General features: G+C 54.8%; 20 protein-coding genes. 12 read left to right on the top strand and 8 right to left on the bottom strand.

Features of this window, described 5'->3' with window-relative positions:
* The 3 genes from AC0IM9_RS12630 to hxlA form a co-directional block, all read right to left on the bottom strand.
* Positions 1 to 116: thiamine pyrophosphate-binding protein (locus AC0IM9_RS12630; protein WP_482804241.1), on the bottom strand; the 116-nt coding region annotated here is incomplete at its 3' end.
* Positions 117 to 312: 196 nt separating this feature from the next.
* Positions 313 to 846: a 6-phospho-3-hexuloisomerase gene (hxlB, locus tag AC0IM9_RS12625; protein ID WP_054763862.1), complete on the bottom strand. Its 534-nt coding sequence runs from the start codon at positions 844 to 846 to the stop codon at positions 313 to 315.
* A 3-nt stretch (positions 847 to 849) separates the two neighbouring features.
* Positions 850 to 1,497: a 3-hexulose-6-phosphate synthase gene (hxlA, locus tag AC0IM9_RS12620; protein WP_260839145.1), complete on the bottom strand. Its 648-nt coding sequence runs from the start codon at positions 1,495 to 1,497 to the stop codon at positions 850 to 852.
* Positions 1,498 to 1,836: 339 nt separating this feature from the next.
* On the opposite strand from hxlA, the gene thpR reads away from it, so the two are divergent.
* A complete protein-coding gene (gene thpR, locus AC0IM9_RS12615; RefSeq protein WP_482804239.1) occupies positions 1,837 to 2,349 on the top strand; it encodes an RNA 2',3'-cyclic phosphodiesterase in 513 nt (170 codons plus the stop codon).
* An 18-nt stretch (positions 2,350 to 2,367) separates the two neighbouring features.
* Entirely contained in the window at positions 2,368 to 2,715 is a 348-nt protein-coding gene (locus AC0IM9_RS12610) for a phenylpyruvate tautomerase MIF-related protein (RefSeq protein WP_140910514.1), read from the top strand.
* A 102-nt stretch (positions 2,716 to 2,817) separates the two neighbouring features.
* On the opposite strand, the gene AC0IM9_RS12605 is transcribed toward AC0IM9_RS12610, so the two are convergent.
* The 4 genes from AC0IM9_RS12605 to AC0IM9_RS12590 form a co-directional block, all read right to left on the bottom strand.
* Complete coding sequence (locus AC0IM9_RS12605; RefSeq protein WP_445372408.1) at positions 2,818 to 3,129, bottom strand: ComEA family DNA-binding protein; 312 nt, start codon at positions 3,127 to 3,129, stop codon at positions 2,818 to 2,820.
* A 126-nt stretch (positions 3,130 to 3,255) separates the two neighbouring features.
* A complete protein-coding gene (gene cmoB, locus AC0IM9_RS12600) occupies positions 3,256 to 4,224 on the bottom strand; it encodes a tRNA 5-methoxyuridine(34)/uridine 5-oxyacetic acid(34) synthase CmoB (RefSeq protein WP_482804238.1) in 969 nt (322 codons plus the stop codon).
* Positions 4,218 to 4,949 carry a carboxy-S-adenosyl-L-methionine synthase CmoA gene (cmoA, locus tag AC0IM9_RS12595; RefSeq protein ID WP_140910517.1) on the bottom strand — a complete coding sequence of 244 codons (732 nt, stop codon included), beginning with the start codon at positions 4,947 to 4,949 and terminating at the stop codon, positions 4,218 to 4,220. The genes cmoB and cmoA overlap by 7 nt, the downstream gene beginning before the upstream one ends.
* Before the next feature lie 59 nt (positions 4,950 to 5,008).
* Positions 5,009 to 5,656, bottom strand: a complete 648-nt coding sequence (locus AC0IM9_RS12590) for an MlaC/ttg2D family ABC transporter substrate-binding protein (protein ID WP_482804237.1) — start codon at positions 5,654 to 5,656, stop codon at positions 5,009 to 5,011.
* A 137-nt stretch (positions 5,657 to 5,793) separates the two neighbouring features.
* Between AC0IM9_RS12590 and hemB the strand changes: the two genes are divergently transcribed.
* The 10 genes from hemB (at position 5,794) to AC0IM9_RS12540 (ending at position 17,526) form a co-directional block, all read left to right on the top strand.
* The gene (hemB, locus tag AC0IM9_RS12585) at positions 5,794 to 6,810 is read left to right on the top strand and encodes a porphobilinogen synthase (RefSeq protein WP_482804240.1); all 1,017 of its coding nucleotides are present in this window, start codon (positions 5,794 to 5,796) and stop codon (positions 6,808 to 6,810) included.
* A gap of 8 nt (positions 6,811 to 6,818) precedes the next feature.
* On the top strand, positions 6,819 to 7,697 hold the full coding sequence (gene aroE, locus AC0IM9_RS12580) for a shikimate dehydrogenase (RefSeq protein ID WP_482804236.1): 879 nt from the start codon (positions 6,819 to 6,821) through the stop codon (positions 7,695 to 7,697).
* A gap of 78 nt (positions 7,698 to 7,775) precedes the next feature.
* Positions 7,776 to 9,056: an HDOD domain-containing protein gene (locus tag AC0IM9_RS12575; protein WP_482804235.1), complete on the top strand. Its 1,281-nt coding sequence runs from the start codon at positions 7,776 to 7,778 to the stop codon at positions 9,054 to 9,056.
* A gap of 4 nt (positions 9,057 to 9,060) precedes the next feature.
* Positions 9,061 to 10,350: an HDOD domain-containing protein gene (locus tag AC0IM9_RS12570; protein ID WP_482804234.1), complete on the top strand. Its 1,290-nt coding sequence runs from the start codon at positions 9,061 to 9,063 to the stop codon at positions 10,348 to 10,350.
* A 417-nt stretch (positions 10,351 to 10,767) separates the two neighbouring features.
* Positions 10,768 to 12,810: an oligopeptidase A gene (gene prlC, locus AC0IM9_RS12565; protein ID WP_482804233.1), complete on the top strand. Its 2,043-nt coding sequence runs from the start codon at positions 10,768 to 10,770 to the stop codon at positions 12,808 to 12,810.
* A gap of 63 nt (positions 12,811 to 12,873) precedes the next feature.
* Entirely contained in the window at positions 12,874 to 13,161 is a 288-nt protein-coding gene (locus AC0IM9_RS12560) for a hypothetical protein (protein WP_140910523.1), read from the top strand.
* A 13-nt stretch (positions 13,162 to 13,174) separates the two neighbouring features.
* Positions 13,175 to 13,633: a sterol desaturase family protein gene (locus AC0IM9_RS12555; RefSeq protein ID WP_482804232.1), complete on the top strand. Its 459-nt coding sequence runs from the start codon at positions 13,175 to 13,177 to the stop codon at positions 13,631 to 13,633.
* Positions 13,634 to 13,745: 112 nt separating this feature from the next.
* Positions 13,746 to 15,209: a 4-hydroxy-3-polyprenylbenzoate decarboxylase gene (gene ubiD, locus AC0IM9_RS12550; RefSeq protein WP_482804231.1), complete on the top strand. Its 1,464-nt coding sequence runs from the start codon at positions 13,746 to 13,748 to the stop codon at positions 15,207 to 15,209.
* 41 nt (positions 15,210 to 15,250) lie between these two features.
* Positions 15,251 to 16,387, top strand: coding sequence for a PP2C family protein-serine/threonine phosphatase (locus AC0IM9_RS12545; protein WP_140910526.1), 1,137 nt, complete (start codon positions 15,251 to 15,253; stop codon positions 16,385 to 16,387).
* 158 nt (positions 16,388 to 16,545) lie between these two features.
* Positions 16,546 to 17,526, top strand: a complete 981-nt coding sequence (locus tag AC0IM9_RS12540; RefSeq protein ID WP_482804230.1) for a GGDEF domain-containing protein — start codon at positions 16,546 to 16,548, stop codon at positions 17,524 to 17,526.
* A 64-nt stretch (positions 17,527 to 17,590) separates the two neighbouring features.
* On the opposite strand, the gene AC0IM9_RS12535 is transcribed toward AC0IM9_RS12540, so the two are convergent.
* Positions 17,591 to 18,823: a heme biosynthesis HemY N-terminal domain-containing protein gene (locus tag AC0IM9_RS12535; protein ID WP_482804229.1), complete on the bottom strand. Its 1,233-nt coding sequence runs from the start codon at positions 18,821 to 18,823 to the stop codon at positions 17,591 to 17,593.
* Between the last annotated feature and the right edge of the window lie 8 nt (positions 18,824 to 18,831).

The raw sequence follows: 18,831 nt of genomic DNA, 5'->3' as shown, positions 1-18,831 counted from the left end.
ACTTCGGCGATATCGGCCATCCCCATCGGGGCTCCAGGGTGTCCTGAATTGGCTTTTTGTACCGCGTCCATGCTAAGTGCGCGGATGGCGTTCGCTAAGTCTCGACGCGAAGGCATGTTGGTCTCCTTTAACTTGTTATTTTAAGTGCACGTTTGTGGTGTCAAACGCCGCTCTGGCTGAGGCTTGGTAAATTTCAAGGAAGACCAATACCACACTCTTGCTCTTAGACTGCTGGAATCGGTATCACCTTGACGCCCACTTGTTATCTGTTGGGCCTACGGCAGGCTGCGCCAGACCGTAGGCTATACGCAATTATTCCAAATTGGCGTGTCTTGATCTCATTTCCTCTTCGGGAATACCTTTCTCGTGAATTACGTGAGAGATGGTAGCTTCCAAAAACAGCAAGGTGGACAATTCAAACACAGTACCCATAGGCATGCCTTTAACTTTGCCGTATTGCTCGGAACGGCCGATTTGCAGCGTAATATCCGCCATATCGCCAATAGTCGAGTCGTCCTTGGCTGAAATCAATACGATTTTAGCGCCGACTTCTTTCGCTTTTTTGGTAAACGCGATCAATTGCTCTGTTTCGCCAGAACCGGAAATGATGATTAACAAATCACCGTTTTTAATGCTCGGCGTTACAATTTCCCCAACAACACTGACGTCATAACCGCCGTGCATCAAGCGCATGGCGAAGAAATTACCAACGAGCTTCGAGCGACCGGCACCAGAGACGAAGATTCTCTTGGCTTGATCCAGCATATCGACCAAAGCTTTGTCGTGCGAATCGGGGGTGGCTTCCAGAATGCTGGAAATTTTGTTTATGATTAACTCTTGATGCATGGCTTACACCGCCGCCGCGTCAACCAATTCACGGATTTCACGAGCCGCTTCGGCAGGTGATGGCGCACCGTAAATAGCCGCACCGACGACGATGATATTGGCACCGGCTTTAACGGTTTGGTCGATGGTTGCAGGTTTAATACCGCCGGCAACAGAAACGCGAACGTTCAAACCCAAAGAAGCGACTTCATTCAAGTCGGTGAATGGGGTTTGACCAGCCGCTTGCGCGTCCAGACCGGTGTGAACGCCCATGATTTGCGCGCCCAGTTTGGCTGATTCGCGTGCGCACTCGGATTTGCTTGGCACGTTGATGAGGTCAACTTGTACTTCAGCAGCGTATTTTTTTGCCGCTTTGATTACGCCACCGATGGTAGCCAAACCGGATACGCCCAATACGGTGCAGATATCTGCGCCGGCTGCGTAGAAAGCGCCTGCTTCGTATTCGCCGGCGTCCATGGTTTTCAGGTCGACCAACAACAATTTGTCTGGGTAACGGTTTCTCAACTCTTTCACCAAGTTGACGCCGTTATATTTGATGCAAGGGGTACCGATTTCAAAGATATCGACATAAGGGGCGACTTGGTCAGCCAATGCCACAGTTTGGTTGAAATCCAGTGAGTCCAACGCCATTTGAATTAATGGTCTTGCCATGTGATGTGCTCCGAAAGTTTTTAATTTTTAGTAATAGCCGATTCTTGCAAATTGCCACAACCCGCTAGGCTTGTCACGTACGTGTGATGCATCTGTAACTGTAAGATAGAAACAGCAGGTATGTCAATCCTTAGCAACCGCAAGCGCCACATAGGCTGACGACGCAATCGAAATGCTACATTTGCGTAACGGACAGATCGCATGCCACTAAAAACCCTTCCCACCCCGCACCTCGGAACTACACCGCAATCGATCGCGTTATTGCCAAACCGGAATTGCAAAACTCGGCAACAAACCGCACACTTCGACACTGCACTTCCGACACAGGAGGATAGCTGATTGAGACGCCTGTTTTTTGCACTATGGCCCACTCCGGCCACGCGTTCGGCATGCGCCGCCGTTTGCAAACAACTGGCTGGTTGCGGCAAACCGGTTGCAACACACAATCTGCACATTACCTTGCTATTTTTGGGCAAGGTCAACGCCAAGCAGCAGGCAGAGGTGACGCAGGAAGCGGCCAAACTCAAAGATATTCCAACCGAGCTTGTATTAGACCGACTGGATTTCTGGGAAAAACCGAAAGTCTTGTGCCTGACAGCCAGCGGTTTCGATCCAAACTTCCTGCGATTCCACACCGAGCTGGCCGGAATTGCAGACCGAAGCGGCATTGTTACCGACTGCCGGCCTTACAAACCACATGCCACGTTAACCAAAAAAGCCCGCTGCAACCCCGAATTGAACATAACCCCTGTGTTGTGGCAATCGAACGGATTTTGCCTGGCAGAATCCCTCCATACCCCTTCGGGCGTAGAATACCGGATCGTCGAACGATGGCACGACATCAATGCATAAACTCGTGAAGGAGAGCGCATGCCTTATCTGAAACTCAACACCAACTCCCCAGTAAATGTCGAGCAAGCCAAGGAATTACTCGGCGAATTATCCAAACTTGTCGCAACCGAGACCGGTAAACCCGAACGCTACGTGATGGTTCAATTGGCCAGCGAGGGCTCGATGCTTTTCGCCGGCAACGACCAGCCCCTGGCCTATTTGGAATGCAAAAGTATCGGCTTGACCAAAAACCAAGCACAAAACTTAGCCGCAGAGCTGTGCCAGCTCCTGTCAAATAAACTGGAGATCAAGCCGGATCGGATTTATATCGAGTTCAGTAATTGTCCGGCGGAATTTTGGGGCTGGAACGGCGGCACTTTCGGCTAAAGCCCGCCCCCTATAAAACAGCCGATCGACCTCCAGGGGGCGGAGCAATCGGTTGCGGCACCAGCCGCAACGCAATTCAATCAAGAGCCTGAAATCAGGCGCCTATTTGGCTTTTTTCGGTTCTGCCGGCTTTTCCGGTTTCGCTGGCTTTTCCGCTGCCGCTGAATCGCCGAATATTATGTTCTTCTCGTTTTGCTGAACCGTTTTTGCACCGATACCAGGGACATTTTCCAGATCCTTTGGCGTCTTAAAATCTCCATGTTCCTTTCGGTACTGCAAAATCGCTTCCGCTTTCTTCGGCCCGATTCCGGTTAACTCCTTAGCGATGGTCTCGGCATCCGCTCGATTGATGTCAATCGGCTCGGCAAACACAGAGAAGGAACATAACATCAAAATGGTAAATAATTTTTTCATATTTGGACTCCCGTTTTAATGGTTGACTGCCTGAAAAAACCGAACCCATGTCGGCGCATTTTTCAAGCTAGGCAATTCTAGAGTGTTATTGTCGAATTACAATAATTTAGAATTGCCAACCTATATTTAAACGCTAGCCTTCAGAATCGCCCGCATCGGCGCCGGCAAACCTTCGCTGGTCAACTTGGGAGAGCCCGGATCGAGAAAATCGGCCAAGGAATGAAACCGCATCCATTCCGTACTGCGCTGCTCCTCGACCGTGGTTTTGCCGACATGCAGCAACTGAATATCCTTATAACCGCAACGCTGCATCCATAACTCCAGCGCCTGACAACTGGGCAAAAACCAGACGTTGCGCATTTGCGCGTAACGGCCGGCCGGCAGCAAAACTTGGCGCTCGTCACCCTCGACCACCAGCGTTTCCAGAACCAATTCGCCGCCCGGCCGCAAACAACCTTTCAATTCCAACAAATGATCGATCGGCGAGCGCCTGTGGTACAACACCCCCATCGAAAACACGGTATCGAACCATCCCAAATTGGCCGGCACGTCTTCGATCCCCAGCGGCAAGACGTAAATCGGCGCCGGCCCGTGAAGCTTACGTATCGCCTGAAACTGCATCACGCTGAGCAAGGTAGGATCGATGCCAACCACCATCCGCGCCCCGGCTCCCAGCATTCGCCAACAGTGGTAACCATTACCGCAGCCGACGTCGAGCACAGCCCGGTTTGACAGCGGAGCGATCCCATTTTTCAGCCGCTCCCATTTCCAATCGGAACGCCATTCGGTATCGATATCGATACCAAATATCCGGTAAGGCCCTTTCCGCCAAGGATGCAACTTCATCAGCTGTTCGCGCAATTGCTGTCTGGCAACATCGGAAATATCCGAATCGACACCGATCCGCACCGCATTCGCCAAATCGATACTGGAGGCCGGGTAACGCGGCAAATCATCAACCACCTGGCGCCAACGCGGCAAATCGCCGTGCGCGGCATCGCTAAACGCCGCGGCCAATTGTCCGGGCAAACTCTCACCCCAGACCCGGTCACCCGCCTCCCGTAGTGAGGCATACAAATCGTCGTAACCTAGCATTTCAACGCAATCATCGATGCGAAGTTGAAATACTGGAACCAGACCTCGACACTGGAAAAGCCTAGCGAAACCAAGCGCTGCCGATGCACTGCAAACGTTTCCGGAATCAGCACGTTTTCCAGCGCACTGCGCTTTTGGCTGATTTCCAGCTCGCTGTAGCCCTGTGCCTTTTTGAATAAGTGGTGCATCTCGGTCTGCAATTCCTGTTGCCGAGTATCGTCAAACGCCAATTTTTCCGACAAAATCAAAATTCCGCCGGGCAACAATCCACCATAGAGCTTGGCCAAGAAAGCCTCCCGGTCCGCCAACGGAATAAATTGCAGCGTAAAATTCAACACCACGACCGACGCGTTCTCGATCGGGATGTCGCGAATGTCGGCACACACCACATCCACCCCCGCGACCGCAGAGTCCGCTAGATTTTTCCGACACTGCTCGACCATTGCTTCGGAACAATCGACGGCCACGACACGACAATTCTTCGCGGTGATTTGCCGCCGCATAGCCAGACTCGCCGCCCCCAGAGAACAGCCCAAGTCGAAGCAAACGCTGTCATCCCTGGCAAAGCGGCCGGCCAACAGGCCGATGGCCGAGATAATCGCCGGATAGCCGGGCACCGAACGCTGAATCATGTCCGGAAACACCTTGACCACGGCTTCGTCGAATTTAAATGCGCCGACTTCGCCAAGCGGATTGGCGTAAAGAGAATCTTTGAGGGATGACATGAACAGGAAGCTGAATTCCGGCCCCACCTGCAGGCGAGGCCGGAATCCGAGGAGAACACTTAGGAGTTGTTTTTGGCGTTTAGCGCTTCAGTATTGCGTTTCGCCAACTGATTGATCACTTCCTGCAACGAACCGGTACGCTCGACTTCGTTTTTGAAACTGGTCCGATAGTTGGTCACTAAACTGACGCCTTCGATCATGATGTCGTAAGCTTTCCACTGGCCTTTAACGTTCAACATCCGGTAATTGACCGCTATTGGCTGCAGCCCCGGCTGCAATACTTCGGTTTTGATCAAGACTTTGCGCTCGTCCTCTTCCGGCGTCACCGGCAAAAACCGGATCGACCAGTCCTTAAACTCGAAAAACGCTCTGGAATAGGTTCTGATCAACAAAGTTTGAAATTCCTTTTTGAAACTTTCCTTCTCAGAGGGGGAAGCGTCCTTCCACAGCTTACCCAGCACCAGCGACGAAATCAGATCGAAATCGACATGCGGATAAATCACCTCTTGAACGAAGGCATTGATTTTTTGGAAATCGTGCGGGAAATTCGGGTCCTGCAGACGTTGTTTGAGCTTATTGGAAGCGTCTTCAATCGCCATTTGCGGTTCGCTTAGGTCGGCGGCCGCTACCGGCGCCATCGTAGACAAGACTGCAAATACGCTAAAAACCAACACAGACATAAAACGCATATAAGTTCGGATACTCATAAAATCATCTCAAAAGGAATTGCCGGCTAAATTAGAGTGCCCCGATTCGATACACTGCTAGAATAAAGGCCTGAGCCGGTCAAGCGAAAGACTTCGGTCCACCCTCCGTGGATCGACCAATGCCCTATTATATTACTATGGATCAGATGCCACACCCTAAAGACTTTTTCCCAGCCACCCGGATGCGGCGCATGCGCTTTCAGACTTTTTCCCGCCGGCTGATGCAGGAGAACCGCCTAAGCTGTGACGACTTGATTTGCCCGCTGTTTGTCATCGAAGGCCAAAACCAGCAGCAATCCGTCGCCTCAATGCCCGGTGTCAACCGGTTGTCGATAGACTTGTTACTCAAGGAAGCGGAAACCTTGTTGGAGCTGGGCATACCCGCGATAGCCTTGTTTCCGGTGATTGATCCGGCCCGGAAGTCCTTGGCGGCAGAGGAAGCATTCAACCCGGACGGCTTGGCGCAACGCTGCGTAAGAGCGCTGAAAGCGGAGCTGCCGGAACTCGGCGTAATCACCGATATCGCCTTGGACCCGTTCACATCGCACGGCCAAGACGGTCTGCTGAATGAACTAGGCTACGTAGTCAACGACGAAACTGTGGCCGTGCTATGCAAGCAGGCCTTATCCCACGCCGAAGCCGGCGCCGACATTGTCGCGCCATCGGACATGATGGACGGCCGGATCGGCGCGATTCGTAATACTTTGGAAAACCACGGCTTTACCAACACCCGGATTCTGGCTTATTCGGCCAAATACGCCTCCAGTTTTTACGGTCCGTTCCGTGACGCGGTCGGCTCGGCCGGTAACTTGGCCGGCGGCAACAAATACAGCTACCAGATGGACCCGGCCAATTCGGACGAAGCCCTGCGCGAAATCGCGCTGGATCTGCAGGAAGGCGCCGACATGATCATGGTCAAACCCGGCATGCCTTATCTGGACATCATCCGCCGCGCCAAAGACCACTTTGGCGTACCGACCTTCGCCTATCAGGTCAGCGGCGAATACGCCATGCTGAAGGCTGCCAGCGCCAACGGCTGGCTGGACGAACGGCAAGTCGTGCTGGAATCGCTGCTGGCCTTCAAACGCGCCGGCTGCGACGCCATCCTGACCTATTACGCCAAAGCCGCCGCCCAGTGGCTCAGCCGAGGATGATCTCCGGCATGAACGATAACCTCTACAGCGTCGCCAACATCCCCGACTCGAGCCTATCCGATCGATACGCGGTATTCGGCCATCCGATCAACCACAGTAAATCGCCCAGAATACACAAACTGTTTGCCGAGCAAACCGGGCAAAATCTGGCGTACTCGGCACAGGACGTCCCCGCGGACAACTTTACAGCCGCGGCAGATGCTTTTTTTAGCGCCGGCGGCAAAGGCCTGAACTGCACGGTGCCATTGAAGGAACTGGCGTGGCGTTATGCAGACCGGCTCAGCGAGGCCGCCGAAGCGGCCAAGGCGGTAAATACCCTGGCCTTGACCGCCGACGGCAGCATTTTGGGCGAGAATACCGACGGCACCGGCCTGTTGAACGACCTGACCGCGAACCTGCAGCTCAATCTGCCGGGAACCGCCATTCTGATCCTCGGTGCAGGCGGCGCCTGCCGCGGCATTGTCGCCCCGTTGCTGAAGCAAAAGCCGGCCAGCCTGGTGATCGCCAATCGGACACCTGCCAGAGCTCATACCATCGCCGACGACTTCAATTTTCTCGGCGCGGTGGACGCCTGCGGTTACGACGCCCTGGCCGGCCGCTGTTTCGATCTGATCATCAACGCCACCGCGGCCAGCCTCAGCGACGAACTCCCGCCGCTTCCCGCCGGCCTGCTCGCCGAAAACGGCACCTGCTACGACTTGGCTTACGCCAACCGGCCGACCGCCTTCGTCCGCTGGGGCTTGGCCAATGGCGCGGCAAAAAGTGTCGACGGTTTAGGCATGTTGGTGGAACAAGCCGCCGAGGCGTTCTATATTTGGCGAGGAGTCCGCCCTGCCACCGCACCGGTGATCGGCTTGCTCGACCAAGAACGCCGAGAGACCAACTGAACCCGGACAAATGACAAACACGCCGACAAACGGCGACAATCACCCGCAAAACGACTTCTATACGGTTATTGGAACAGCATGAGTGGAATCAGATCTTTTTTCGAAAAAGCCCAGGCCAAGCTGCACAAGCAACACGCCGGACAACCCATTACACCGGAGACGTTGAAACAGCTATTTCCGATCCGGAATCTCAGCGACGAAATCCTGCAAACCTTTTCCACCGACAACCACGTGGAAAGCCTGAGCGCGGGTAGTATCCTGTATAACGTCAACGAACAGGCCACCTGCGCGATTTACCTGTTGCAGGGCACCGTCACGCTGGCCGACCACAACGGCAAGAGTTACGAAATCGTGGCCGGCAGCGCCCAAGCCAAGTTTCCGATCTGTAGCGGCACCAAGCACACCGCCACCGCAACCGCCAAAACCGACGTCGACATCCTGCGGGTATCGTTGAAAATCATGTTGACGCCCAGTCGGCAGGACCACGGCAAACTGGAAATACCCGAAGAGTTGCATGACAACCGGCTGCTGGCGTTGTTCGCCGAACACTTCCAGAATTCCGAGCACGAAATCGAAATACCGTCCCTGCCGGAAGTCGCCATCAATCTGCGCAAGGCCATCCAAAAAGATGTCAATATCGACGAAGCGGTCAAGATCATCCAACTCGATCCCGCGATCTCCGCCAAATTGATCGAAGTTGCCAACTGCCCGCTGTACTTGACCTCGGTGCGCGCCAAAAACTGTAAAGAAGCCGTGATCCGCATCGGCTTGAACGCCACCCGCAATTTGGTCACCGCGTTGAGCATGCGGCAAATTTTCAAAAGCAAATCGCCACTGATCAAAAGCCATTTGGAAAACTTATGGAAACAAAGCCTGTATTTGTCGGGCCTTTGCCACGTGCTGGCCAGCCATACCCGCGAACAAAATCCGGAGAACGCGCTGTTGGCGGGCTTGGTTTGCGACATCGGCGTGATCCCGTTCCTGAACTTCGTCGCCAACCTGCCTAACGAATACCACAACGAAAGCGAGATCGAACAAGCCATCCCGGTCATCAAGGGGCCGGTCGGCGCCGTGGTCTTGAAAGAATGGGATTTTGCGGAAGAATTCCTCGACGTTGCCCTGTCCAGCAGCAATTGGTACCAAAACAGCCATGAAAAACTGACGCTGACCGATATCGTGGTGTTGTCGCGCCTGCATGCGCAGATAGGCAAAACCGCGTCTTCCGAGCTGCCGGCGATCACTGCCATTCCGGCCGCCAGCAAACTGAAAAATTTCTCGTTGTCTCCGGAAAACACACTGGCGATCCTACACGACGCCAAAGCCAAAATTCACGAAGCCCTGAGTATTTTCTCGACCTGACCGCATGTTCTTAAAGCTATTTAAAAAAACCGCCGAACCGAGCCAGCGAGCGGAGAAAACTCGCGAAGCAACGACAGCGCAATTGCCGCTCCAGTTTTTGCAGCAGCTGATACCGGTGGGCGAATTACCGGTCACGGAGCTGAAAACCTTGCCCATCAGATTGCGTAATTTCAATCCGGGGGACTTGCTGTTCAACCGCGGCGAGCAGACGGAGGAAGTGGCATACCTCTACAGCGGCCAAGTATTTATGGAAGCGGCCAACGGTGCTGGATACATGGTGGAAGCCGGCACCTTCAAAGCTTGCTATCCGCTGGCGACCTCCGGCGAACAGAACTTCAACGCCATCGCCAAATCTGCGTTGCAAGCCGTCTACCTGCCGCTGTCCGCCTTGCAACGCAGCAGCAAACTGGCCGACCAGACCGCCCTGAACCTGGAACAAGTCCCGCAAGCCTTGCGCAATACGGTGTTGTTCCAACGCTTCTGCCAAGCTTTCAAGGCCGACAACCTGCACGTCCCCAGCCTGCCCGACGTGGCACTGAGGCTGCGTAGCGCGTTGCAAAAAGACATCAGCATCGGAGATGCGGTCAAAATCCTGAATTTGGATCCGGTAATTTCCTCGAAACTGATTCAGGTCGCCAATAGCCCAATCTATCGCAGCAACCGGCCGATCACCAGCAGCCACGACGCCGTCAACCGGCTCGGCTTCAAGACCACGCAAAATCTGGCGACCAGCATCAGTCTGCACCAACTATTCAAGAGCCGAAACAAACTCTTGAACCAGTTGGCACAGTCGCTTTGGAAACAAAGCATCCAGGTTGCCAGCCTCAGTTACACCCTGGCCGGGCTCAGCGGCAAAATCAATGCCGACGAAGCCTTGCTGGCCGGCTTGACTCATAACATCGGCGCCCTCCCGATCGTAACGCTAGCGGAAACGCTGGACCCGGCCGAATACAACGAAACCGAACTGCGAGCCGCTATCGATCATTTGCAGGGGGTGGTTGGTACGTTTATCCTCAAGAAATGGCACTTTCCGGACAGTCTGCAACCGATTCCATTAAACACCGATAACTGGTATTTCGACGACGCCAAGCCGCTGCAAGTCAACGATATCGTCTTGCTGGCAAAATTCCACAGCCGGCTCGGCGGCCCGCTAAGCCAAAACTTGCCGCCGTTGAACACTTTACCGGCCTTCCACAAACTGGGCGACAATGCGCTGACGCCCGACATGTCCCTGAAAGCGCTGCAAGATGCCAAACAGCAAATAGCGGAGGCGCTGAATTTCTTCCGGACCTGATACCAGCCGGTGCAACAACGCCTAAGCTCCCCAGACGCGGGCAGCTTCAAGCCCCCGCATCCTTACTTGACAAGCCGGACGCTTTCCAACTTACGCCGCTCCCCAACCGTTTGCTCCTGTACAAATCGTTCGAATTTCCGGAATATAGTGGCAATATCCGCATCGTGCGGAAAACTGCTTGTGCCGCAGCCGAACGGAATCAACACAATCGGCGTCACTAATCCTGGCTTACGGCGCAAGCGCAGTGCAAAGGCTCCCCGGAGTTCGACGCAAATCCCGACGCTAGCAGGCTCAACCTAAGCAAATTGCATCAGGATTTTGCGTCGGCGATATCGCACGACACCCACACCGTGGGTCGAGCGACGCGGCTGCCGTGCTGACATCGTTTTTCATTTTTTCATCTAAATTGGCACCGACATGACCAACCCGTTACTCGTACAGACCGAATTGCCCCAATTTTCCAAAATACTGCCCGAACACGTCGAACCGGCGATCGACCAATTGCTGGCCGAGGCTAGAGCCACGATCGAAAAACAACTCGCAGGCGGCGAGGCCTACTCTTGGCACAACCTGATCGACCCGATCGAAACTGCCGAAGACCGGCTGAATAAAGCCTGGTCGCCGGTCAGCCACATGAATTCGGTAGTCAACAGCGAAGCCATGCGCGACGCTTACAACGCCTGCCTGGGCAAATTGAGCGCATATTCGACCGAAGTCGGCCAGAATAAGGCGCTACAACAGGCCTATAAAGCCGTCCGCGACAGCACCGAATTCGCTGCGCTGGATCGCGCCCAACAAAAGATTATCGACAATGCATTACGCGACTTTCATCTGTCAGGCGTCGATTTGCCGGTGGACAAACAGACCCGCTTCAAGGAAATCAGCCAGCAATTGTCCAAACTTGCCAGCCAGTTCGAGGAAAATCTGCTGGATGCTACCAACGCCTGGCACAAACAAATCACCCATGTCGATGATCTGGCCGGGCTACCGGAATCCGCGTTGGCGCAAGCCAAGCAGGCGGCCGAAGCCGAGGGCAAGGACGGCTGGCTGATCAACCTGCAATTCCCGTCCTATCTGGCGATCATGACCTACGCCGATAACCGCGATTTACGCCGCGAGCATTACGAAGCCTTCTGTACCCGGGCCTCGGACCAAGGTCCGCACGCCGGGCGCTGGGACAACTCGGAAATCATGGAGCAGATCCTGGCCTTGCGCCACGAAAAAGCCCAATTGCTGGGCTTCGACAACTACGCCGAGTATTCGCTCGCCACCAAAATGGCCAAGTCCACCGAGGATGTCGTTCAATTTCTGGAAGATCTGGCGGACAAATCCTGGCGCCAAGCCCGCCGCGATCTGGCGGAACTGAAAGAATACGCCGCGCAACAACACGGCCTGCAAGATTTGCAAGCCTGGGATATCGGTTATTACTCGGAAAAAATGCGCCAACATTACTATCAGTTGTCGCAAGAAGAAGTAAAAGCTTATTTCCCCGACAGCAAAGTGGTGCCGGGCCTGTTTGCGATTGTAGAGCGACTGTTCGGCCTCCAAATTTCCGAGCTCAAAGACTTCGACACCTGGCATCCCGACGTCCGCTTTTACCAAATTCTCGACCGCAACGGCCAACTGCGCGGCCGCTTCTTCCTTGATTTATATGCCCGTGCCAAAAAGCGCGGCGGCGCCTGGATGGACGATTGCGTCTGCCGCAAGAAATCCGCAGACGGCCATTTGCAAACCCCGGTAGCGTATCTGACTTGCAATTTCACGCCGCCGACCGGCAACGATCCCGCCCTGCTGACCCACGACGAAGTGGAAACCCTGTTCCACGAATTCGGCCACGGCTTACACCACATGCTGACTCAGATCGATTACCTGGGCGTTTCCGGCATCAACGGCGTGGAATGGGACGCCGTTGAGTTGCCCAGTCAATTCCTGGAAAACTGGTGTTGGGATCGAGAAGCGCTGGGCTTGATTTCCGGCCACTACCAAACCGACGCACCGTTACCGGACACGCTATATGCCAAAATGCTGGCCGCCAAAAATTTCCAGGCCGGCATGATGATGGTGCGGCAACTGGAATTCAGCTTGTTCGACTTCAAAATCCACCAACATTTCGATCCAGCCAAGGGCGGCCGGATCTATCCGACTTTACAGCAAGTGCGCGAGCAGGTCGCGGTGGTCAAGCCGCCCGAGTTCAACCGCTTCGCCCACAGCTTTTCCCATATCTTCGCCGGCGGCTACGCGGCGGGCTATTACAGTTACAAATGGGCGGAAGTGCTGTCGGCCGATGCCTTCTCGCTGTTCGAAGAAAACGGCATCTTCGACCAGGCGACCGGCGAGGCATTCTTGCACAATATCCTTGAGCAGGGCGGCAGCGCCGACGCGATGACCTTGTTCAAAAACTTCCGCGGCCGGGAACCGAATATCGATGCGTTATTGCGCCACAACGGCATTGCCGCCTAACGGCCATATCGGCTGTTTGGCCGAGTTGCCAAACGGCCGGATTTTTTACTCTCAGGAGCAACCATGAAACATTGCCCTCAGTGCGGTCAGGCCCGAATCGGCGAGGAATTCAAATGCCCGAACTGCGACGTGTTTTATTCGCAGCTGGACGAGTTGCTGTTCGAGGAACAGCAGCGCCTGGAACGCGACACCCTGGCAGGAGCAATCAAACGCATCCGCGCCGCAACCGACCGCAAGCAGGCGATGAAACAGGAATTGGCCGCGTTATGGCGCAAAACGCCGTTGCGAACCAAAATCGTGTTGTGGACCGTCATCGCTTTTCTGTTCGTCCTGATCGTGCCGGTGATTTGACGGTCGAATTCGGATGGCAGCATTGCAAATACTGGCCGCCCTGCTCTACGCGAATCTCGGCGAATGGCTAATGCATAAGTACCTGCTGCATGGCCTGGGCAAGAATCCCGACAGCATTTGGGCTTACCACTGGCACCAGCACCACAGGATTTGCGCGGAACAAGGTATGCGCGATCCAGGCTATCGCAGCTTACGCTGGACCTGGAACGCGCAGACCAAAGAAATGGCCGTATTGGCGCTTATCGTAACGCTGCATCTGCCTTTGGCGCTCGACCTGCCGTTCTTCGTGCTGGCACTGTATGCGTCGCTGGCGCTGTATTACTACAAACACCGCCGCGCCCATCTCGATCCCGATTGGGCAAAGCGGCACTTACCCTGGCACTACCAGCACCATCTGCAGGCAGGTAACGGCAATTGGTGCGTAACCTGGCCTTGGTTCGATTACGTTTTCGGTACCCGCTTGAACAATTAGACCGGCGAGCCTACGAACTAAACCCGGCATTCCGGATTCCGTTAAACTTTGCGGGCGAATGCGATGCCAGCGGACCAACCTTTCCATCGGACATCCAATCATCTACTTTGGTATGAAATATAGAGACCTACGCGACTTCATCCAGCAACTGGAAAAACAGGGCGAACTGAAGCGCATCAAACACGAAATCGATCCGGTTCTGGAAATGACCGTCATTTGCGACCGGATGCTGAAACAAGGCGGTCCGGCATTGTTATTCGAAAACCCGAAAGGTTCGAATATTGCCGTACTCGGCAATCTGTTCGGCACGACCAAGCGGGTGGCAATGGGGATGGGTGCCAAGGATATCTCCGAATTACGGGCGATAGGCGAAGTATTGGCTTACCTGAAGGAACCGGAACCGCCCAAGGGCATGAAGGACGCACTGGAAAAACTGCCGATGTTCAAACAAGTGCTGAACATGGCGCCGAAAGTCGTCAATAATCCGCCCTGTCAGGAAGTGATCAGGATCGGCGACGAAATCGATCTGGCCGATTACCCGATTCAGACCTGCTGGCCGGAAGACGCCGCACCACTGATTACCTGGCCACTGGTGATCACTCGCGGGCCAAACAAAGAACGGCAAAACCTCGGCATCTACCGCCAGCAAGTCATCGGCAAAAACAAAGTCATCATGCGCTGGCTGGCCCATCGCGGAGGGGCGCTGGATTTTCGGGAATGGCAACAACAACGTCCCGGCGAACCATTTCCGGTCGCGGTCGCCTTAGGCGCCGACCCGGCGACGATCCTGGCAGCGGTCACACCGGTACCCGACCCGTTGTCGGAATACGCCTTCGCCGGCCTGCTGCGCGGCAGCAAGACCGAAGTGACCAAATGCCTGAGCAACGATCTGCAAGTGCCGGCCAGCGCCGAAATCGTCCTGGAAGGCTTTATCTACCCAAACGAAACCGCACCGGAAGGTCCTTACGGCGACCATACCGGTTATTACAACGAAGTCGACGAGTTTCCGGTGTTCACGATCGAACGCATCACCCAGCGCCAGGTGCCGATTTACCACAGCACCTACACCGGCCGGCCACCCGACGAGCCGGCGATTTTGGGTGTAGCCTTGAACGAAGTGTTCGTGCCGATTCTGCAGAAGCAGTTTCCGGAAATCGTCGATTTCTACCTGCCGCCGGAAGGCTGTTCCTACCGGATGGCAGTGATCAGCATGAAGAAACAATATGCCGGCCACGCCAAGCGGGTGATGCTCGGTACTTGGTCCTACTTGCGCCAGTTCATGTACACCAAATTCGTGATCGTGGTCGACGACGACGTGGACGTGCGCAACTGGCAGGATGTGATCTGGGCCATCACCACCCGGATGGACCCGGCTCGCGACTTGACGATCTTGGAAAACACGCCGATCGATTACCTGGACTTTGCCTCGCCGGTATCCGGCCTGGGCTCCAAAGTCGGCTTCGACGCTACCAACAAATGGCCCGGCGAAACCGCACGAGAATGGGGGCGGCCGATTGTAATGCGGCCGGAGGTCATAAAAAAAGTCGACGCAATGTGGGATTCGCTGTTCAGTTAATGTAGACTGCAGGCTTTCAGTAATTAACTGTAGTCGCCGTAATGAAAATATTGGTCGCCGACGACCTGCCGGAAAACAGAATACTGCTGGAGAAATTGCTGACCCGGATGCAGCATCGGGTTATCTTGGCGGCAAACGGTCAGGAAGCCGTCGACCAGTTCGCCGCCACCGATCCCGATCTGGTACTGATGGACATCATAATGCCGACACTCGACGGCATCCAGGCAATCAAAGCCATCCGCGCACTGAATAGCAGCAAATGGACGCCGATTTTCGTCATCAGCGCACTGACCGAAACCGAAGACGTCGTCGCCGGTCTGGAAGCGGGGGCTGACGACTATTTACCGAAACCGTTCAATCAAGCCATCCTGCAAGCCAAGCTCAACTCGGTGCAGCGTTTTTTGGATATGCAACGCGTCATTGCCGCCGACACCGCGCAATTGAAGATGTACCACGACCGGAACGAAACCGAGCAATTGTTCCTGCAAAGCATTTTTGCCCGCTTGATCAGGCAAAACGATCTGAAAGACGACCATCTGCAATTTTGGCTGAAACCGGCCAACCGCTTCAGCGGCGATTTGATTTGCGCCCGCCGCGTCAGCCAACAGCAAATATATTTCATGCTGGCCGATTCAACCGGCCACGGCTTGGCGGCGGCGATTCCGACCGTCATAGTCAATCAGGCATTTCAGGCCATGACCCGAAAAGGCTTGGCAATTCCCGTTATCGTCAGGGAAATAAACCGCTTATTGTTCACGCAGATACCGCCGGATCGCTTTGTGGCGCTGGCTATCGGCATGATAGACAGCACGCGGAAATCGATAGAACTGTGGAATGGCGGCTTGCCGAGCGCATTGGTCCTCGACTCTGCCGGCACAGCGATGCATTCCTTTAAATCTCGCCATACCTTTGCCGGCATCCTGGCCGACGAGGAATTCGATGACCGCTGCGAACTTTGGCAATGGGAATCCGCTTGCGAGTTATTTGTCTATTCCGACGGCCTGACCGACGCCCAAGATCCAGACCACGCATGTTTCGGTCAAGGCGGCTTGCTCGATACCTTGGCGGCCACTCCGGCCGGCCAACGCATCGATGCCGTCAAAGCGGCGCTGGAACGCCATTTGGCAATTCGCGAAGCCCACGACGACATCTCCTGCATGGCAATACGCTGCGTATAACGTTCCACCCTGGAGCAGCCGAATCTCCGCCGGGGCCTCGCCAGCGCCCCACCACGCCACACGCATCGAACCTTATTAAAAAATGTCTTTCGAAACCACCTGCGATTCAAGCAGAATATGCGGGTACTTATAACTCTGCCGACCAAAGGCTCGCGCAATTGAACCTACATCCCGACTACCGGCAAATTTCGCATTGGGCGATCGCGTTGAGCGAACAACCCGACTACCAAGGCCTGACTTACCGCTTCCTGCATTTATTGGAAGATTTGCCCTGGATCGATCAGGCAGCTGCCTACGAAGTCTACGGCGAACGCAACCTAAAAACCGGCGAAGCCCGGTGCACCAGCGAGCAACTGGTGCGGCGCTTTCCGTTGGATTTTGCCGAGCAGCCGCAGGAAGAGGACATCGACCTGCTTAAGGAATTTAACAGCAGTGCCGATCTGACGCCTAGCAAACCCAATGCAGCTGGGCTGTTCACCCAAATCGTCGCTCCGGTACGCGAGCTGGGCGGACCCGACCGGGCCTTACTACTGAAGGGAACGTTCGATCCACCGGCCCTGGCACTGCTTAACGATCTAATCTCGATTTACCGGAATCTGGTGGCGCTACACGACCGCAAAGAACGCGACCCATTGACCAAATTGCCTAACCGCCAGTCGTTCGACGCCCGCATGTTACAGGTCTGCGATTATTTCCGCTCGCATCCGATCAAGGATTGCTACTTGGAGAAGAGCTCCTGGATTGCCATGCTGGATATCGATCATTTCAAACGGATAAACGACACTCACGGCCATTTATACGGCGACGAAGTATTGCTGATGTTCAGCCAGGCGATGGAAAGACATTTCCGCTACAACGATTTTTTGTTCCGTTTCGGCGGCGAGGAATTTGTCGTGATATTGAATCTGGTCAATCAGGCCGACGCCGTGTCGACCTTCGAGCGGTTCCGCACCGCAATCGAGCGTCAGCAATTTCCGGTTGCCGGCCAAGTCACTGTCAGCATTGGCCTAACCCATATCGACCACCAAACTGAGCCGGCCCACTTGCTGGACAGGGCGGACAAAGCGCTTTACCAAGCCAAAGCCGGGGGCCGAAACAGGCTGGTAACCCACCCAAACCCGAACTCCGCTGCCGGTTAACACCGGCCAACCGGAGCTTTGTTAAGCCGGTAAACCAATCCCGATCTCGGCCATTCGGCAAAGCCTAGCCGGTAACGGCTTCGATATTGCCGACCACCTCATCGGAAGCCAATACCAAACCGCGTTTGAAACTCTCGCACGCCAGGTCTTTTTCGCCGCGGCTGAACTGCACTTCGCCGAGTAATTGGTAAGCAGCGACCGACGGTTCGATATTCAGGCTTTTCAACAAGTACTGTTCGGCTTTTTCCATTTGTTGCACTTTCAAAGCCAGTTTGCCGAGCACGCGCAGCAACACGGCATTGGCCGGATGCACTGCCAACCATTGTTCTATAGACTGCAATTGCTTGGCGGAGTCGGAGGTTTCGACGTTAGCCAACAACACCAGCAAGGTATCATCCCAGCGCCGGCCCAACTGTTTCAGCATCGCCGGCTCGACGCTTTCGCCAGCGCCGGCACCGATCATTGCCGCAAAGTAAATATTGGCAATACCCGGCAGGGTTTTGATATGGTCCGGCACGGTCTCCCAACAAGCTTGAACGGCTTGGGCGTCGTTCTGCTCGGCCGCTTGTTTCAACAACCGGCTGAAGGTCTCGGTTTCCAGCAACTTGACGTCGGCTTCCATCAGCACTTTATGTTGCTGCAAGGATGGCAACAGCCTGCTCAGGCCTTCCCAATCGCCCAGGTGCTGGTAAGCCTGATGCATCATTTTCAACACCCTGGCATGGCCGGGGTTGATTGAATGCAATTTGCCCAAAGTCTCCAACGCCTGCTCGAATTGTTGTTCGGAAAGGTGCAACTCCGCTTGAGTCAAGCCAACCGTGATGCTGGTATCGGACGATTGCGCCGCGGCTTTTTGCAGATACTCGTCGCGTTTGTCCAGCGCCCCCCGCGATTGCGCCGCCCTCGCCGCGGTCAAATAGTGCAGCAGCGGCGCGCCGCTATTCGCGGCGTGCTTGACCAGAATTTTCTCGGCCCGCTCCCAGTTGCCGTCAGCGGCATCGAATAGACCCGCGATCAACGCTTCCTGGGAACGGTTGAATTTGATGTTGCGCCGGCGTTTGGATAGCTGCCCAGGCAGTCTGAGCAATACGCCCAGTAACCGGAAGAAGTTATACAACGCAAAAAAACCGATCACCGACGCCACGGCAAATACCGTCAGCGAGGTTTCCAGCGACCAATGACCGAAACCGATCAAGACATAGCCGGGATCGTTATACTCGGCCAACCAGCTATGCAGCCAATACGCCACAACCACCGCACAAAGCAGCGAGCCGAGGAAATAAACTAGATTCTTCATGGCGCCAC

It is taken from the genome of Methylomonas sp. Uni0011 (assembly GCF_056850255.1).
Note: the sequence above shows the minus strand (reverse complement) of the source record. Positions and strands in the feature narration are given on the sequence as shown.

Bases quoted from the DNA above. Each gene is read 5' to 3' on its own strand.
- cmoA (WP_140910517.1), bottom strand. From the start codon at position 4,949: ATGTCATCCCTCAAAGATTCTCTTTACGCCAATCCGCTTGGCGAAGTC.
- prlC (WP_482804233.1), top strand. From the start codon at position 10,768: ATGACCAACCCGTTACTCGTACAGACCGAATTGCCCCAATTTTCCAAA.
- AC0IM9_RS12570 (WP_482804234.1), top strand. From the start codon at position 9,061: ATGTTCTTAAAGCTATTTAAAAAAACCGCCGAACCGAGCCAGCGAGCG.
- AC0IM9_RS12590 (WP_482804237.1), bottom strand. From the start codon at position 5,656: ATGAGTATCCGAACTTATATGCGTTTTATGTCTGTGTTGGTTTTTAGC.
- hxlB (WP_054763862.1), bottom strand. From the start codon at position 846: ATGCATCAAGAGTTAATCATAAACAAAATTTCCAGCATTCTGGAAGCC.
- hemB (WP_482804240.1), top strand. From the start codon at position 5,794: ATGGATCAGATGCCACACCCTAAAGACTTTTTCCCAGCCACCCGGATG.
- AC0IM9_RS12555 (WP_482804232.1), top strand. From the start codon at position 13,175: ATGGCAGCATTGCAAATACTGGCCGCCCTGCTCTACGCGAATCTCGGC.
- AC0IM9_RS12610 (WP_140910514.1), top strand. From the start codon at position 2,368: ATGCCTTATCTGAAACTCAACACCAACTCCCCAGTAAATGTCGAGCAA.
- AC0IM9_RS12545 (WP_140910526.1), top strand. From the start codon at position 15,251: ATGAAAATATTGGTCGCCGACGACCTGCCGGAAAACAGAATACTGCTG.
- AC0IM9_RS12535 (WP_482804229.1), bottom strand. From the start codon at position 18,823: ATGAAGAATCTAGTTTATTTCCTCGGCTCGCTGCTTTGTGCGGTGGTT.
- AC0IM9_RS12605 (WP_445372408.1), bottom strand. From the start codon at position 3,129: ATGAAAAAATTATTTACCATTTTGATGTTATGTTCCTTCTCTGTGTTT.
- ubiD (WP_482804231.1), top strand. From the start codon at position 13,746: ATGAAATATAGAGACCTACGCGACTTCATCCAGCAACTGGAAAAACAG.
- hxlA (WP_260839145.1), bottom strand. From the start codon at position 1,497: ATGGCAAGACCATTAATTCAAATGGCGTTGGACTCACTGGATTTCAAC.
- AC0IM9_RS12560 (WP_140910523.1), top strand. From the start codon at position 12,874: ATGAAACATTGCCCTCAGTGCGGTCAGGCCCGAATCGGCGAGGAATTC.
- AC0IM9_RS12575 (WP_482804235.1), top strand. From the start codon at position 7,776: ATGAGTGGAATCAGATCTTTTTTCGAAAAAGCCCAGGCCAAGCTGCAC.
- cmoB (WP_482804238.1), bottom strand. From the start codon at position 4,224: ATGCTAGGTTACGACGATTTGTATGCCTCACTACGGGAGGCGGGTGAC.
- aroE (WP_482804236.1), top strand. From the start codon at position 6,819: ATGAACGATAACCTCTACAGCGTCGCCAACATCCCCGACTCGAGCCTA.